We start from the raw sequence: 14483 nt of genomic DNA on the forward strand, positions 1-14483 counted from the left end.
TTTAAAGGTGTGGCCAGTTACTTGGTATAATGAGCGAGTTATTGGTGCAAGCTAATTGGTGGTAACTGACATTAACTTTGGTGTGCCAGGCGGTGTGAATTTGTGCTAACTCTGATGCCGAACAACAGCCAACAACAACTCGATCAATTTCATCAATTGATTTTAGAAAACTTAAGCAAATTTCGAGCCTAGAGTGAGATACTGAATCAACAAAGCTGTCGAAGGCATTTAATTCGCTGAATTGCGAAAAGAAATGAGTGCGTGACTTTGGCGACATTAGTAGCAATCCTTGCAAAAATGCAGAACGTACGTGAATTTCAATACCTTGCTCTTTCATTTTGGTTAATAAACCATCTTGTAAAAAACGCTGGTCTAATACATTTAAAGGTATTTGAATTATATCCGGTTTAAGTATTTCAAATAGCTTTATTTGTTCTGGAAAGTAAAGTGACATTCCAGTTTTATGTACTAATCCTTTTGCCTTTAATTCAGCGAGTTGCAAAGCGATTTCAATGGACTGTGAGCTGTTTAACACGTTTGCATCGTGCAACATTACACCGTAAATTGTTTGTTTACTTAGTTTAATAAGAGATTCCTGAAGCAATTGGCTCACGTTGATCGTTGCATCGGTATCAATAGCAAGTTTTGTAACAAGCTTAAAACTATCATTAGCAATTTGGCCTAAAACACGTTCACTGCTGCCATACATTGCTGCAGTATCAAGCATATCAATAGATAAACTTTCAGCTTGCATAAGTAATTGCTGAGCGTTTTCAATTGAGACTTTGCCTTGATTATTACTGATCCCGTAATCAAGTCCTAACTGTACTGTTCCAAGTGCTAACTTAGGCATCGCGGGTATTTAGTATTTTATCAAGGGTGTTACAAATATAAGTGATTTCTTGCTCCGTTAAATCAGGGTAGAGCGGCAAACTTATCGCGCTTTGGTAGTAACGCTCAGCATGGGGGAAATCACCTAATTTAAAGCCTAATTTTTTGTAATAGGGCTGTATATGTATCGGAATGTAATGTAGGTTTACGCCAATTTTATTGTGACGTAATTGCTCAAAGCAGTGCTTGTGTTTAGCTGGATTATTTAAATTGATGATATAGAGATGGAAACTGCTATAACATTGTTTATCACGCTGTAATTGAGTTACGTCGACGTGCTTTAAACGCGAATCATACAATGAAGCGAGTTTATTGCGCTTAGCAACAAATTCATCGAGTTTGTTTAATTGGCTAAGTCCTAAAGCCGCTTGAATATCGGTTAGGCGGTAATTAAAACCAAGCATGTGCTGCTCATAATACCAAGGGCCGTGATCCTCGGTGAGTTCAGCTGGGTTCCGTGTAACCCCATGACTTGATAAATGTTTTAGCGTTTTCGCTAACACATCACTATTAGTTGTTGCGATACCGCCTTCGCCAGTTGTAATTATCTTGACTGGATGAAAGCTAAATACACATATGTCAGAAAACTTACAATTGCCGACTTTGCTATCTTGATAATTTGCACCAATGGCATGAGAAGCGTCTTCAATAATATGAATGTCATATGGCGCTACAGCATTATAAATCGCTTGCATATCGCACGATTGACCCGCTAAGTGTACGGGAATAATCGCTTTTGGTAATTTATTTTGTTGCTTGGCGTCGGCGAGCTTTTTTGTGAGTGATTCAACACTCATAAGGCCCGTTTGCGGGTCTACGTCTACAAAGTCAATTTGCGCACCACAATATAATGCACAGTTTGCTGATGCTACGAACGAAATAGGTGATGTCCAAACGATGTCGTTGTTACCGATACCTAACGCTAGACACGCAAGGTGCAAACAAGCTGTTGCATTACTAGCAGAAATCGCATGTTTCGCACCGACATATTCTGCAATAGCTTTTTCGAATAATGAAACAGCAGGACCTTGTGTAATAAAGTCAGACTTTAAAACATCAACAACAGCATTTATATCTTGCTGATTAATGTGCTGCTTGCCGTATGGGATCATTTTACAGCCTGTGCATTGAATTCGGCTATTTCATCGACACTTAAAAAGTGTGGATTATCTTTTGAATTATATTCATAACCAGGTTTTACTGGTCGTCCTTTTTCACCAATTGCATTAATTGTGAAATCGTTGCTTCGGCTACTAAATTTTATGCCGGGAGCAATCACGAAGTGATCGTCGTACTCAAATGTGTCATAGCATAGATCGGCAGGGCACATTACTTCGTGTAATTTTTCGCCTGGGCGAATGCCAATGACTTTTTGTGGCAAATTCGGGGCCATTGCAGATGCTAAATCGGTGATTTTGATCGATGGAATTTTAGGCACGAAAATCTCACCACCTAACATACGCTCAAAGTTTTTAAGAACGAAATCAACTCCTTCTTGCAAGCTGATCCAAAAGCGTGTCATATCTTCGTGGGTAATTGGAATGTGGTCTTTGCCTTCGTTAATGAATTTTTCGAAAACTGGTACCACTGATCCTCGTGAACAAACAACATTGCCGTAACGCACGACTGAAAATGTAGTTCTATGACCACCTGCAATGTTATTGGCGGCTACAAATAATTTGTCTGAAGCAAGCTTTGTTGCGCCATATAGGTTTATTGGGTTCGCAGCTTTGTCGGTTGAAAGTGCAATGACTTTTTCAACATCATTATTAAGTGCTGCATCAATAACATTCTCAGCACCATTGATGTTGGTTTTAATGCATTCCATTGGATTGTATTCGGCTGCAGGAACTTGTTTTAGTGCCGCTGCGTGGATTACGTAATCTACGCCTCTCATTGCCCTATTTAAGCGCTCTTTATCCCTTACATCACCAATAAAGTAACGCATACAATCTTGATTAAACTCTTGTTGCATTTCGAACTGCTTGAGTTCGTCGCGCGAAAAAACGATGATTTTCTTGGGTTGGAAATGTTTGAGCAACGTATTAACGTACTTTTTGCCAAACGACCCCGTACCACCAGTTATTAAAATTGTTTTGTTATTAAACATAGTGTGTCCCATGCATCCAAGAGTTTTTAAATAAAAGAGTACTTTCATTACTTTAGCTTACTAAGCAGTATTTATGCCAATGGTTTGTCAATAATTCCTTGATTGGTGGTTAAAAAAACATCGTGCTGTACTATAATTAAACGAGGTGTTTTGCTCTCAATCCAATTTGAAGGTACTTAAACATGAAAGTGCAGAATCAAAGTTTTAATTTCTTGAATAAAGCCGAAGAGTCAAAAAAAACGTTAACTGAACAGTTAGCCAGTGGTAAGCGTGTTAATAGTGCGTCAGATGACGCTGCCGCATTAAATATTATTGAACGCTTGCAAGCGCAGCAATCTGGACTAAGTCAGGCAATTCGTAATGCCAATGACGGGGTATCATATTCGCAAGTGGCTGAAAGTGCGTTGTCAGGAGTCAATGAATCAGTACTTCGTATTGAAGAATTATCACTGCAAGCGTCAAATGGCGCGCTTACAGATTCAGATCGCAGTGCAATTCAACAAGAAATTACGCAACTTCAAGATTCGATTAGCGATACCTTTAGTGATACGACTTTTGGCGGTCAGGCGGTATTTTCGGGTAACGATGTTGAGTTTCAAGTTGGCGATAATGCTAATCAAGTGCAGTCGATAAACGCAGGTGATAGTAACTTGGTCACTAATGTGCTCAGTATTGATGTCTCAACACAGTCAGGAGCACAAGCCGCACTGGGGGTGACCGCTCAAGCCAGAGATGACATCAATGATACGCGTGCAAGTTTAGGTGCTAGTCAAAATCTATTTGAACAGTCAATACGCAGCAATACAAACAGTGTAATTAACGTTGCTGCGTCACAAAGCCGTATTCAAGATACGGATTACGCACAAGCAATTTCTCAACGCACTGCTAGTGATATTCTCTCACAGGCATCGGTAGCGCTTGCTGGGCAGGCAAATCAAAATGCCAGCCAAGTACTTGGCTTGCTTTAATTTGCTTGTGATAAATCAAACTTTGGTGTCAATTTTTTGAATTGACGCCAAAATCCCGCCACTTGTACCTTGCAACATCGGTCTAAGCCGTTACAATAAAACAATAATTAGAATAACATTATAATTGTGCCCGTATATGAGCCTTACCAATTCCACTTGGGTTATTGACGAAAACGAGAATCGAGCAAATAAGTTAGTTGCATCACTGTGTTTTATTGGGGAACACGCGAAAGTGGCAACAGCAACAGATGTGCAAGAATCAGCATTGCATCATGTGGAAACGGTATTTTTAGGTGCGTTAACCGGTCATGATCATGAAACGCTGATAAAAAGCCAGCCAGAGACTCCTTTTATTCTAATTGGTGAAACGCTACGACCGCTATTATCGTTGGCTAACGTTATTGGCATTTTAGCTGAGCCTTTCGCTTATGCGCCAACCACTGAATTGCTACGCGATTGTCAAGAATACAAACGTCATTTACCTAATTTAACTAGTTCGCAGAATGAAAAACGCTTTGACGGTTTAATTGGTGCGACGTCTGAAATTGAGCATATTCGTTTTTTAATCCAACAAGTTGCAAAAACAAACGCGAATGTACTTATTTTAGGTGAGTCGGGCACAGGTAAAGAAGTTGTCGCACGCAATATCCATTTATTGTCTAATCGCAACAGCGGGCCATTTATTCCGGTTAACTGTGGTGCAATTCCAGGCGATTTACTGGAAAGTGAGTTATTTGGTCATGAAAAAGGGGCTTTTACTGGAGCTATTTCTACGCGTAAAGGGCGATTTGAAATGGCACAAGGGGGAACTTTATTCCTTGATGAAATCGGTGATATGCCAAGTCAAATGCAGGTTAAGCTGCTACGAGTTTTGCAAGAGCGTGTATACGAACGTGTTGGTGGCGGCAAACCAATAAAAGCAGATGTTCGTATCATCGCAGCCACGCACCGCAATCTAGAAACCATGATTGAAGAAGACGCGTTTCGTGAAGATTTATATTATCGCTTAAATGTATTTCCTATTGAAAATCCATCGCTGCGTGAGCGTAAAAACGATGTTCCTTTATTATTGCAAGAGTTGATTAAGCGCAACGTTGCAGTTGGTGGTGCAAATGTAAAGTTTACCGAGCGAGCGCTTGATAGTTTAAAAGAACATGGTTGGCCAGGTAACGTTAGGGAGCTCTCTAACTTAGTTGAACGTATGCAAATTATGTTTCCGGAAAAAGTGGTTGATGTGTCTGATCTGCCTAAAAAATATCAGCATATTGATGTGGAAGAGTATATCCCTGAGTATCCAGAAGAGATTTTAGAGCGTCAGGCCCTCAACGATATTTTTAGTGAAGGCTTTGGTGAATTTGAAGAAAACGACACCGATACTTTTGATGTTCCACTTGATACAAGTCAACCCGCAGTACTGCCTGTAGAAGGTATCGAATTAAAAAGCTATTTAGCAGAGTTAGAAGTGTGTTTAATTGAACAAGCACTTGAGCGCAATGAAAACGTGGTAGCGCGCGCTGCTGAAGTGCTTGGTGTAAGGCGCACAACGTTAGTTGAAAAGATGAAAAAGTATAATCTAAACAACTAAATAAGTTCACAGTAATGGCTTGCTTGTTAATTCATTTTGGCGTTAACAGTAGGCCATTCAGTCGGCATTTCCCCTATATTAATCTAAACGATAATTAGAGTCTCGACTCTATATTTCTTGTACCTAAGATAAATTATATTGAATTCAACTGTAATAATTGTTAATTTTTTGTATCGAGGTTGAGGAAAATAATAATTATAAGGTTGGTAGTATGAAACAATTAACAATTACGGCATGTTTAGCCTTGTCTTTACTTGGATGTGGCGATCCCGATAGCTTGGATAACATTGAATTTGTTAAACGTAATTTAGAAAATAAAAACCTACACGAAAAGCTACTGACAATTGAGCTTACGAAAGATCGCTCAAAGCAGCACCAAGAGCTGTATCAAAAAATTAGTACAAGCTATAAATTACTTGAGCAAAGTAAAACTGAGAAAGACCGCTTTTCCTCGTACCACCATAGCTTCCTTGCCCGTGATGCATACTATACCGATGAATCTGACTATCAAGCAGTAGTGAGTGCCAAAAAACTAGAGGATGTCACTGGGCTATATCGTCGTATTGAGCCTTATTTTAAAAATGAGCAAGCTGCGGACTTTATATATACCACTACCGCAGATACATGGGATATTTACTCGGTAATACAGCAAGTAAAATACAACGCGCAGGTTTTACATGCTGTTGACGAAGGTAAAAATGTTAAGAAGAAAAATAATAACCCAGAGTTAAGAAAGTGGTTAGATAAAGCCATCGCACGTGAGTATCAAGAACTGCAAGAAATCGTTTTTATATTGGTTCAGGCTAGTGAAACCAATAAGGAAGATTTTTACGCGGATAAAAAACAAATTGAACAAGACGCCGACCGAATTCTAGCGGGTGTTCGTGCAGAAAAAGCCAGACAAATGTTAAAACCTGATATGTACGCATGGCAGCAAAAGAACTTATGGCGCTACGAGCTAGTTAATAATACGTGCATGGTACTGGATGAAAAAATTAGAGATTACGCCATCGCAAAAGATTGTCATCGTTTATTAAAGGCATACGAAGGTTACACAATCGAGCCTGATGAATTTTCAAACTTCGCAGCTAAATCTCGTATGGCACGTAACAAGTTAGCAGCCGTGACCGAAGAATTAAAAGAACGCTACAACTACAGCGAAAAAGTGCAGAAGTCTGATTTAAAACCGAATGACCAACTTAACTCACTGATGATGTCGTTGAAAAAAGATATGTATCGTGCAACGCCAAATATTGGCATCATATAGTTGGCAACATTGAGCTAACTTTTCTTCTTGTTGCCCGCATATAGGGAAGCGTAAACCGTTGCTCGATGTTTGTTTAGATTACGAGGCGACACATCGAGCGTTGTAACACAAACGCACTTATGAGAGTAAAAGTAGTGCTGCACAGAGTGATAGAGATTAATACAAGCGGCAATAGCCGCTTTTTTTATGTCATTTATTCAGCCAGTTGATATGATAGCAACTCTGTATTTTTGAATAGAAGGTGTAGTTTGAGTTCACATTATCCAATAGGTATTCCTGGTCAAAAGTGGAATGACGCAGAAAAGTCACAATGGTTAAATCAGCAACAAAAAAAGCGTGATTACAATCAGCTGGTGATTTCACAAATAAACCAACTAACCGATGTATTTGATATTGAAAGCTATGGGCAGCTGCCTTACGGTGATGATCTTACTCTTTTTGCTCTGCGCTCTAAATCTTGGCAACAAGATAAGCCATGTATTTTAATTACAGGTGGGGTACATGGTTACGAAACTAGCGGCGTAATGGGTGCTCTGGCATTTGCTAAAAACGATGTCAAAGACTTTGCAGATACGTTTAATTTTGTGATTCTACCTTGTATTAGCCCGTGGGGATTTGAAACCATTAATCGCTGGAATTCCTATGCCGTCGATCCAAATCGATCTTTCTTTAATGATTCCCCAGCTCCTGAATCTCAGGCGGTATTAAATTACTTAAGCAAACTTAACAGTGACTTTTTAATGCATATTGATTTGCATGAAACCACAGATACGGATAATTCTGAATTTCGCCCAGCATTAGCAGCACGTGATGGCGTTCAGCATACCAATTGGAATATTCCTGATGGGTTTTATCTGGTAGGTGATTCAAAACGTCCTCAAGCGGCGTTTCAAAAAGCCATTATTGAGTCAGTTGAACAAGTCACCCATATTGCGCCGGCGGATGAAAATGGTGAATTAATCGGCGTAGCGATTTCACAATTTGGCGTATGCAACTATGACTGTAAAGGTTTATCTCTGTGCGCTGGTATTACTGATGCAACATATGTCACTACCACAGAAGTGTATCCGGATAGCCCTAAAGCGGATGAGCAAAATTGCATTGATGCACAAGTTGCCGCAATTCGTGGCGGGTTAAACTACTTGAACGCATTGTAACGGAGAGAATTAGTGGCACTGATCACACAAATTCCCCTAATCAAAAAAATGGAGTTAGTTAACCGCCTGCCATTTTTTAAAACGCTTACATTAGCAGAAAGGCAAATGGTGGTTGAGTCATTTTCTGAATTGCATTTGTTCAAAAAAGACAAAATGGTATTTAGGCAAAATGAACACGATAACCACCTTTATATTGTGTTGTCTGGTGAGCTAGTGTTGTTTAAACAGCAGCATAAACCGTCGCTTGTTTCTATTCAGCCAGGCGATTTTGTTGGCGAAGGATCATTTGTCGAAACACATAGTCGCAGTATTAATGCCAAAGCGAACACTGAAACTATCGTGTTGGCTATTTCACATACTGCAATGCAAAAATTGCCTTACGCAATTCGCGATAAGATAAAAGATCGCATTATTTTAGGCATGAGCCAACGCATTGAAAAACTTGGCGTAGTGATTGAAAAACTGCAAGGAAGTTAGCATGAAATTATATAAATTATTGGCTTTGGTAAGCGCGATTGTCGCGTTAAGTGCGTGTAGTACTGCGCCAAGAAATAGTAATCAAATCGAATGTAATGGTGAGCGTTATCCTGTGACCTACATGAGCGAAATGCAGCAATATGAGGTAGAGCGTTTTGCAATGCGTCACGATTTCAGACCCGGTTGTGTATCGGGCAAGCTAAAAGAAATTAAAGCGCAAACTTGTCAGACAGCGTCATCTCTCAGCTATGAGCAATGGATGACATTGTATAACAGCTGTGCGGTTAACAAGCCTTAGGCTTTAACTTTTAGTAATTTGTTTTAACTTACTTTTTACAGAGCGCCAATGTGTCATCGGGATACTTGGCGCTTTTTTTAGTAAGTAATTAAAATCGATGTCAGCGAAATTTATTTTGCCATCATGGGCAAGTAGTACTGAGGTTGGTTTTAATGTTTTGAGCATCAATAATGAATTAAGATAGCGCTTGGGGTAAAAAACTGGAAAAGGCGGGATCAGTTTTCCTTTTACGTTCACCATAAGGTCGGCGACGTAAATCATATTGCTGGGAATGTGATGTAAGCAAATATCTCTGTCAGTATGGCCTGGGCTATGATGTACTTGCCACTCATCGAAATCAGGAATGCTCACACCATCAGGCAAATAAATATCGGCCTTAAGCTTACGTGGGTACCACATAAAGGCTTGTTTTTTACCTTTACGGCTGGCAACCCAACGCGCTAATAAAATATCGGTAATGTGCATCATAATGCCATCAAAGCCTTGATACCAATGACCAGGTGCGTTTGATGTTGCGATTTTTGCACCTGTCATACGGCGCAGTTTGTGTGCACCACCGGCATGATCAGGATGCATATGTGTAACCATAATCAATTTTAGATCCGATAATGGACGCTTTAGCTCTTGTGTAATAAAGCGTGCAACGAGTTCACAATCCGCGCGGCAGCAGCCGTCCAACAGCATTAATTTATCTGGATATTCTACTAAATAGATCGATTGTATGTGTCCATTTAAGTTATGTAGTTGCATAATAAGCGCATTGTTTAAACGTGATATTATTCAGCTTATCGCAACTCATCAGACCACTCAAGAGGTGTCTTATTAGCAGTCAGAAAATCTTTGTTTTAGGCTTACCCCGCACTGGCACAACGAGTGTGTGTGCCGCTGCGCTCGCATTAGGCTTTAAAACGGCGCATACAGTGTATATTCAATCAACGTTAGATAGTGCTGAGTTTGTCGCAGACACACCGGTTTTTAACGACTATGAGGCGCTGCTACAGCAATATCCTACGGCAAAGTTTATTTACCTTGAGCGGGATTTAGCAAGCTGGTTGCCATCAATCAAAGTATTGTTAACGCGAATGTCAGATAGGCTGCTAACTGAACACGGTGGTTTTTTTCCAAGCTTAAAACGCTGTTATGGCGAGGTTTTTAATCCGCTAAATAAGCAAACCATGTTAGATGATACGCATTTAACACAGTGTTATTTATCACATAAAGCCAAGGTAATGGACTTTTTGCAGCGCATCAATAACCAGCACTTAGTGATTAACTTGTCTGATGATAACAGTTATCAGCAATTTTGTTCGTTTCTAGGTAAGCAAGAGAAAGGCGGTTTTGAACAGCTCAACGTAAACGGTAAAGTTACGGCGTGGAAACAGATTAAAAGCCCGCTAAAACTCGACTCAACACGCAATGGTAAAGCGGATTTAAAATAGACATCTTTGATGCTGACCATTAAACTGCGGCTAATTTGAATTACTAACATTAAGCCAAGTATGTTTGAACTGAAATACAAAACGCCATTTTCTTGGACTGAAGCGGTAATGGCCGATTTTGATACCTTTCTACAAGACCACGCAGCCGCTGAGAAAAAAGCGTCGGGCATGGCACTATCAATGCTGTCGCATTACCCAGATCGCCGTAAATTAGTGCGCGCAATGACCGACTTAGCACTTGAAGAAATGATCCACTTTAAGCAAGTGGTGAAAATTTTGTTGGAGCGCGATATTACGTTAGGTAAAGACACTAAAGATTCATATGTAAAAGATTTACGTGCATTGTTTCGCCAAGGTAAAGATGTATTTTTACTAGACCGCTTACTGGTTGCTGCGGTAATTGAAGCCCGTGGTTACGAGCGTTTCTCACTAGTAGCTGAAGCACTTGCAGAGGGTAAAGAAAAAGACTTTTACGTTACCATCGCAAAATCAGAAGAAAAGCACGCATTTTTGTTTGTTGAGCTGGCGTACGAATATTTTGATAAAGCCGAAGTGGATGCGCGTTTAGAAGAGATTTTGCACGCTGAAGCGGAAATTTGTGCAAAGCTGCCGCATACAGCGGCGCTTCACTAATAAGCCTTGCTTATCCGCACGAAGGGTTAAGCAAATTTGCTGCAATATGCTCAAGTAAAAAGGTTTCGCGCACTATGCTGATGCCTTTTTTATCTGATTCAGCCATTGTTTGCTTGTTATATGCAATGGCTTTATTTATATCCACCCAGTGTACCGTCATGCCATTGGCAATTTCATAATCTTCCAAATTTTGCTGGTCAAATTCATCGTCAATTGTGCAGGTGAAGCAATAAGAGAGCATTTCGATTAATTGATCTGTTTGCTTGTAATTAGCACGAAACTCACGAATCAAGCCGTATGGCGTAATATTATCAATTTCGCGTGCGCCAGTTTCTTCGGTTAATTCTCTAATTAACGCTTGCTGCAAGCTCTCGCCATGATCAACTCCGCCACCGGGCAAAGAGTAATCACGATAACGTTCGGTGTGTAGTAATAAAATGTTTTGGCCTTTGGTTACAATAGCACGTGTAGCGGGACGCAATACGCGTTGATGCTGATTGAGCGCGAGTTCATCAACAAAATTAAACTCTTTTATTACCTGCATAAAAATTACCAAATCGTTAAAAGGCACGCATAGTAGCACCGTGAAATCAGAATATAAACGCAAATTAAACGACACGTTAAAACAAATTAAGTTTCCTTTATCGCCACATCGTTTATGATAAATTAGCAAGAATAATAACTATTAGGGAAATACCATGTCATCGAGTAACACTGATGCACAGACACAAAAAGTAAAACCCATAGATAAATTTCTTAATGGTATTGAGTATGTAGGAAATAAATTGCCAGATCCGGCAATGATATTTTTGTTCTCAATGTTATTGATTTGGGTACTTTCTGCAATTTTTTCAAATTACACGTTTTCAGCAATCGACCCACGCACTGGCGAAGCGATAGTTGTTAATAACTTACTTACTGGTGATAACCTTGCCGCCTTTTTAGCGAACATGGTTAAAACATTCACCGGCTTTGCACCGCTCGGTGTGGTGCTTGTTGCAATGCTAGGTGTAGGTGTAGCCGAGCATTCGGGCTACATTAACACTGGCCTAAAGTTAATGTTAAAACGCACACCGAAGGCGCTATTAACACCTTGTGTAATTTTAATTGCGATAGTGAGTCATACGGCTACTGATGCAGGTTATGTGTTAGTAATTCCGCTTGCAGGAGTGATTTTTTATGCCATGGGGCGTCACCCATTAGTGGGGATTGCAGCGGCGTTTGCCGGTGTAAGTGGTGGCTTTAGTGCTAACTTTATTCCATCGGGTATCGATCCATTACTGCAAAGCTTTACCCAAAGCGCAGCGCAAATTATTGACCCTACTATTGAAGTGAATCCGCTCAACAACTGGTATTTCACTTCGGCGTCGAGTTTATTTATCGTGCTACTTGGTTGGTATATTACGGATAAAATTATCGAGCCGCGCCTAAACAAGGTTGAGCTTGATGGCAACACTGATGACTTACCGAGTTTTGACCAAATTAATGACACCGAACGCAAAGGCTTTTATATTGCCTCAGCTGTTATGATTGCTGGTCTTGCACTGCTTGCTTATGCTGCGTGGGGCGAAAGTTCTCCACTTCGCAGTAAAGAGGGCTCGCTTACTGATTTTAAAGCACCATTAATGCAATCTATCGTGCCGATTATTTTCTTGGTTTTCTGGATCCCTGGGGCGGTTTACGGTTTTGTAGTGGGTACCTTTAAATCAAGTAAAGACATGATAGATGCAATGACCAAAGCAATGCATGGCATGGCGTATTATGTGGTTATGGCATTTTTCTGTGCGCTGTTTATTGCTGCGTTTTCGCAATCGAATCTTGGTGCATTACTCGCCATTGAAGGTGCCGAAGTACTAAAAGCAATGCAGCTACCAAGTGCGGTTACTGTGGTGGGCATTATTTTCTTAACCGGTTTTGTGAACCTGTTTGTTGGTTCCAGTAGTGCAAAATGGGCGCTGCTAGGACCAATTTTTGTACCTATGTTAATGCAGTTGGGCATTTCGCCAGACTTAACACAAGCGGCTTACCGTATTGGTGATTCAAGCTCGAATATTATCACGCCGTTAATGCCTTATTTCCCGCTAGTGGTGGTGTACTGTCAAAAGTATGTTAAGAATACCGGTATTGGTACATTAATCGCGTTAATGATCCCATATTCAATTGCCTTTATGATTGGCTGGACCTTGTTCTTGCTTGCTTACTGGGGCCTAGGTTTACAATTAGGTTTACAAGCAAGTTATACCTATGGCTAATAGCGGTTCACTTAAATAGCTAATCATTCTAGTGGGCTAAACGTTTTGCAAACTGCGTTGGCATAACGTTTAGCTTACAGCCCAAACAAAAACAGCAGGTTAATACCTGCTGTTTTTTTGCTTAAGTTACACTCTATTTTTTATTAAATGCGCCATTGCAGTGAATTTTGCAATTTGTCATTATAAGGTGAGAGTGCTTGGCCTTTTTCACCGAGTAAAATGAGATTTGCTTTATGACCTTGGTAAGTCGCACCATCAAATGATTCGTCCGAAAAGTAAGACTCGGTACGATACTGATTCTCGCTTGGTACAATAAACAGTGTCATCGGGCCTTGCTCTGTTTGAAACACCAAATGCAGGCTTTTTTGCCCTTTAAAATCACAAAAGGTAAGGTAGCTTACTTGATTTGGTAATTCGCTAAAGTTCCCACCAAAGCTGGCAAGCTTTGCATTTACTTCTTGTAAACTAAAGTTGTGGTTTACATTGGTGAGTGAACTTGGCTCATGATAAATATGAGCAAGTGCGTGTTGCTCTAAATTAAGTGGTGCGCCCATATTCAAATAAGTGAACGACACGCCAAATAAAAACGCCACAGATGCTGCTAATGCTAAATGAACACGCGTTTTTTTACGCTGAGTTTGAAACGCATGCAATGACTGATTTAACACTAAGCGCTCAGCAAGGTTCTCTGGCACAGGGATGTTAAGTGCTTGCTCAATGTCGTTATCGAGTGCTTTTAACTCTTTACTAAATGCGTGTGCATCTGGGTCTAACTCCAGTGCATCGAGCACGTCTTTGTCGCTGGTATTAGGATCAGCATATAAACGACGTCGTAATTCTAATTCATCCATTGTTGATCCCCCTTTGTAAACTTGGTTGTAAATTGTCTTTCAATTGGTTGCGAGCACGAAATAGTCGTGTCATTACGGTGTTTTTGTTAAGTGATAAAATGGATGCAATTTCATCACCACTAAACCCCAATACTACTTGCAGAAGCAGCGGTTCACGGTATTCTTCATCGAGCTGCATAATGCGTTTTTGCAGCTGTGAACGCTCTGCGTTTTGTTCCATATCTAAGGTTTGCGTATCGCACAGAGTGTCTTGCTCGACATCACTGTAATCAAACTGCTTACGTTCAAATCGGCGTGCGTTTTCACGCCGTAAAATAGTAATCAACCATGCTTTAGCTGCTTGCTGGTCAAGTAGTGAATCAAGCGAGCGCCAAGCCCTCAAAAAAGTTTCTTGCACCAGGTCTTCGGCAACCGTTGGGTCACCTGCTAACCAGTATGCGAAGCGATATAGCTCTTTGTGATACACATTCACTAACGCTTCATATCGTTTTTGTTTATCAGCCATGTCAATTAAGACCTGACGTTGCTGTTTTTTCTTTCCAAACATTGAAACTA

16 protein-coding genes are annotated in these 14483 nt (G+C 40.3%); 9 read left to right on the forward strand and 7 right to left on the reverse strand.

What is annotated here, in order from left to right; all coding sequences use genetic code 11:
- Nucleotide 1: 1 nt before the first annotated feature.
- Genes ACXAFE_RS03885 through pseB form a run of 3 tightly spaced genes read right to left on the reverse strand, consistent with a single transcriptional unit; the run spans nt 2 to nt 3001 of the window.
- The gene (locus tag ACXAFE_RS03885) at nt 2-853 is read right to left on the reverse strand and encodes an aldo/keto reductase (RefSeq protein WP_475148932.1); all 852 of its coding nucleotides are present in this window, start codon (nt 851-853) and stop codon (nt 2-4) included.
- Nucleotides 846-2003, reverse strand: coding sequence for a UDP-4-amino-4,6-dideoxy-N-acetyl-beta-L-altrosamine transaminase (pseC, locus tag ACXAFE_RS03890; RefSeq protein WP_475148935.1), 1158 nt, complete (start codon nt 2001-2003; stop codon nt 846-848). Before pseC ends, ACXAFE_RS03885 begins: the two co-directional genes overlap by 8 nt.
- Nucleotides 2000-3001: a UDP-N-acetylglucosamine 4,6-dehydratase (inverting) gene (gene pseB / locus ACXAFE_RS03895; RefSeq protein ID WP_010560709.1), complete on the reverse strand. Its 1002-nt coding sequence runs from the start codon at nt 2999-3001 to the stop codon at nt 2000-2002. Before pseB ends, pseC begins: the two co-directional genes overlap by 4 nt.
- A 182-nt stretch (nt 3002-3183) precedes the next feature.
- Between pseB and ACXAFE_RS03900 the strand changes: the two genes are divergently transcribed.
- The 6 genes from ACXAFE_RS03900 (at nt 3184) to ACXAFE_RS03925 (ending at nt 8753) form a co-directional block, all read left to right on the forward strand.
- Nucleotides 3184-3969 carry a flagellin N-terminal helical domain-containing protein gene (locus ACXAFE_RS03900; protein WP_475148944.1) on the forward strand — a complete coding sequence of 262 codons (786 nt, stop codon included), beginning with the start codon at nt 3184-3186 and terminating at the stop codon, nt 3967-3969.
- 136 nt (nt 3970-4105) lie between these two features.
- Nucleotides 4106-5554, forward strand: coding sequence for a sigma-54 dependent transcriptional regulator (locus ACXAFE_RS03905; protein ID WP_475148950.1), 1449 nt, complete (start codon nt 4106-4108; stop codon nt 5552-5554).
- Between the two features lie 211 nt (nt 5555-5765).
- Nucleotides 5766-6821 (forward strand): hypothetical protein, encoded by a 1056-nt coding sequence (locus tag ACXAFE_RS03910; protein ID WP_475148953.1) that lies wholly within the window; start codon nt 5766-5768, stop codon nt 6819-6821.
- Between the two features lie 248 nt (nt 6822-7069).
- Nucleotides 7070-7978, forward strand: a complete 909-nt coding sequence (locus ACXAFE_RS03915; RefSeq protein ID WP_475148956.1) for a M14 family metallopeptidase — start codon at nt 7070-7072, stop codon at nt 7976-7978.
- 12 nt (nt 7979-7990) lie between these two features.
- Nucleotides 7991-8455 carry a cyclic nucleotide-binding domain-containing protein gene (locus ACXAFE_RS03920; protein WP_054978518.1) on the forward strand — a complete coding sequence of 155 codons (465 nt, stop codon included), beginning with the start codon at nt 7991-7993 and terminating at the stop codon, nt 8453-8455.
- 1 nt (nt 8456) lies between these two features.
- Nucleotides 8457-8753: a hypothetical protein gene (locus ACXAFE_RS03925; RefSeq protein ID WP_010560703.1), complete on the forward strand. Its 297-nt coding sequence runs from the start codon at nt 8457-8459 to the stop codon at nt 8751-8753.
- Nucleotides 8754-8756: 3 nt separating this feature from the next.
- On the opposite strand, the gene ACXAFE_RS03930 is transcribed toward ACXAFE_RS03925, so the two are convergent.
- The gene (locus ACXAFE_RS03930; RefSeq protein WP_010560702.1) at nt 8757-9503 is read right to left on the reverse strand and encodes an MBL fold metallo-hydrolase; all 747 of its coding nucleotides are present in this window, start codon (nt 9501-9503) and stop codon (nt 8757-8759) included.
- Between the two features lie 20 nt (nt 9504-9523).
- Between ACXAFE_RS03930 and ACXAFE_RS03935 the strand changes: the two genes are divergently transcribed.
- The gene (locus ACXAFE_RS03935) at nt 9524-10192 is read left to right on the forward strand and encodes a sulfotransferase family protein (protein WP_475148966.1); all 669 of its coding nucleotides are present in this window, start codon (nt 9524-9526) and stop codon (nt 10190-10192) included.
- Between the two features lie 60 nt (nt 10193-10252).
- Entirely contained in the window at nt 10253-10825 is a 573-nt protein-coding gene (locus ACXAFE_RS03940; RefSeq protein WP_054978515.1) for a MiaE family protein, read from the forward strand.
- Nucleotides 10826-10835: 10 nt separating this feature from the next.
- Here ACXAFE_RS03940 and ACXAFE_RS03945 read toward each other — a convergent pair whose 3' ends face one another.
- Complete coding sequence (locus ACXAFE_RS03945; RefSeq protein WP_475148970.1) at nt 10836-11369, reverse strand: NUDIX hydrolase; 534 nt, start codon at nt 11367-11369, stop codon at nt 10836-10838.
- A gap of 154 nt (nt 11370-11523) precedes the next feature.
- On the opposite strand from ACXAFE_RS03945, the gene ACXAFE_RS03950 reads away from it, so the two are divergent.
- Nucleotides 11524-13077 carry an AbgT family transporter gene (locus tag ACXAFE_RS03950; RefSeq protein ID WP_395389635.1) on the forward strand — a complete coding sequence of 518 codons (1554 nt, stop codon included), beginning with the start codon at nt 11524-11526 and terminating at the stop codon, nt 13075-13077.
- 143 nt (nt 13078-13220) lie between these two features.
- Here the strand turns inward: ACXAFE_RS03950 and ACXAFE_RS03955 are convergent, their stop codons facing one another.
- Both ACXAFE_RS03955 and ACXAFE_RS03960 read right to left on the reverse strand, forming a co-directional pair.
- Nucleotides 13221-13928 carry a DUF3379 domain-containing protein gene (locus ACXAFE_RS03955; protein WP_475148974.1) on the reverse strand — a complete coding sequence of 236 codons (708 nt, stop codon included), beginning with the start codon at nt 13926-13928 and terminating at the stop codon, nt 13221-13223.
- A complete protein-coding gene (locus ACXAFE_RS03960; protein ID WP_475148977.1) occupies nt 13921-14475 on the reverse strand; it encodes a sigma-70 family RNA polymerase sigma factor in 555 nt (184 codons plus the stop codon). The genes ACXAFE_RS03955 and ACXAFE_RS03960 overlap by 8 nt, the downstream gene beginning before the upstream one ends.
- Between the last annotated feature and the right edge of the window lie 8 nt (nt 14476-14483).

It is taken from the genome of Pseudoalteromonas sp. ABV4_021, assembly GCF_056159365.1.

Bases quoted from the DNA above. Each gene is read 5' to 3' on its own strand.
- ACXAFE_RS03885 (WP_475148932.1), bottom strand. From the start codon at position 853: ATGCCTAAGTTAGCACTTGGAACAGTACAGTTAGGACTTGATTACGGG.
- pseC (WP_475148935.1), bottom strand. From the start codon at position 2,003: ATGATCCCATACGGCAAGCAGCACATTAATCAGCAAGATATAAATGCT.
- pseB (WP_010560709.1), bottom strand. From the start codon at position 3,001: ATGTTTAATAACAAAACAATTTTAATAACTGGTGGTACGGGGTCGTTT.
- ACXAFE_RS03900 (WP_475148944.1), top strand. From the start codon at position 3,184: ATGAAAGTGCAGAATCAAAGTTTTAATTTCTTGAATAAAGCCGAAGAG.
- ACXAFE_RS03905 (WP_475148950.1), top strand. From the start codon at position 4,106: ATGAGCCTTACCAATTCCACTTGGGTTATTGACGAAAACGAGAATCGA.
- ACXAFE_RS03910 (WP_475148953.1), top strand. From the start codon at position 5,766: ATGAAACAATTAACAATTACGGCATGTTTAGCCTTGTCTTTACTTGGA.
- ACXAFE_RS03925 (WP_010560703.1), top strand. From the start codon at position 8,457: ATGAAATTATATAAATTATTGGCTTTGGTAAGCGCGATTGTCGCGTTA.
- ACXAFE_RS03930 (WP_010560702.1), bottom strand. From the start codon at position 9,503: ATGCAACTACATAACTTAAATGGACACATACAATCGATCTATTTAGTA.
- ACXAFE_RS03940 (WP_054978515.1), top strand. From the start codon at position 10,253: ATGTTTGAACTGAAATACAAAACGCCATTTTCTTGGACTGAAGCGGTA.
- ACXAFE_RS03945 (WP_475148970.1), bottom strand. From the start codon at position 11,369: ATGCAGGTAATAAAAGAGTTTAATTTTGTTGATGAACTCGCGCTCAAT.
- ACXAFE_RS03950 (WP_395389635.1), top strand. From the start codon at position 11,524: ATGTCATCGAGTAACACTGATGCACAGACACAAAAAGTAAAACCCATA.
- ACXAFE_RS03955 (WP_475148974.1), bottom strand. From the start codon at position 13,928: ATGGATGAATTAGAATTACGACGTCGTTTATATGCTGATCCTAATACC.
- ACXAFE_RS03960 (WP_475148977.1), bottom strand. From the start codon at position 14,475: ATGTTTGGAAAGAAAAAACAGCAACGTCAGGTCTTAATTGACATGGCT.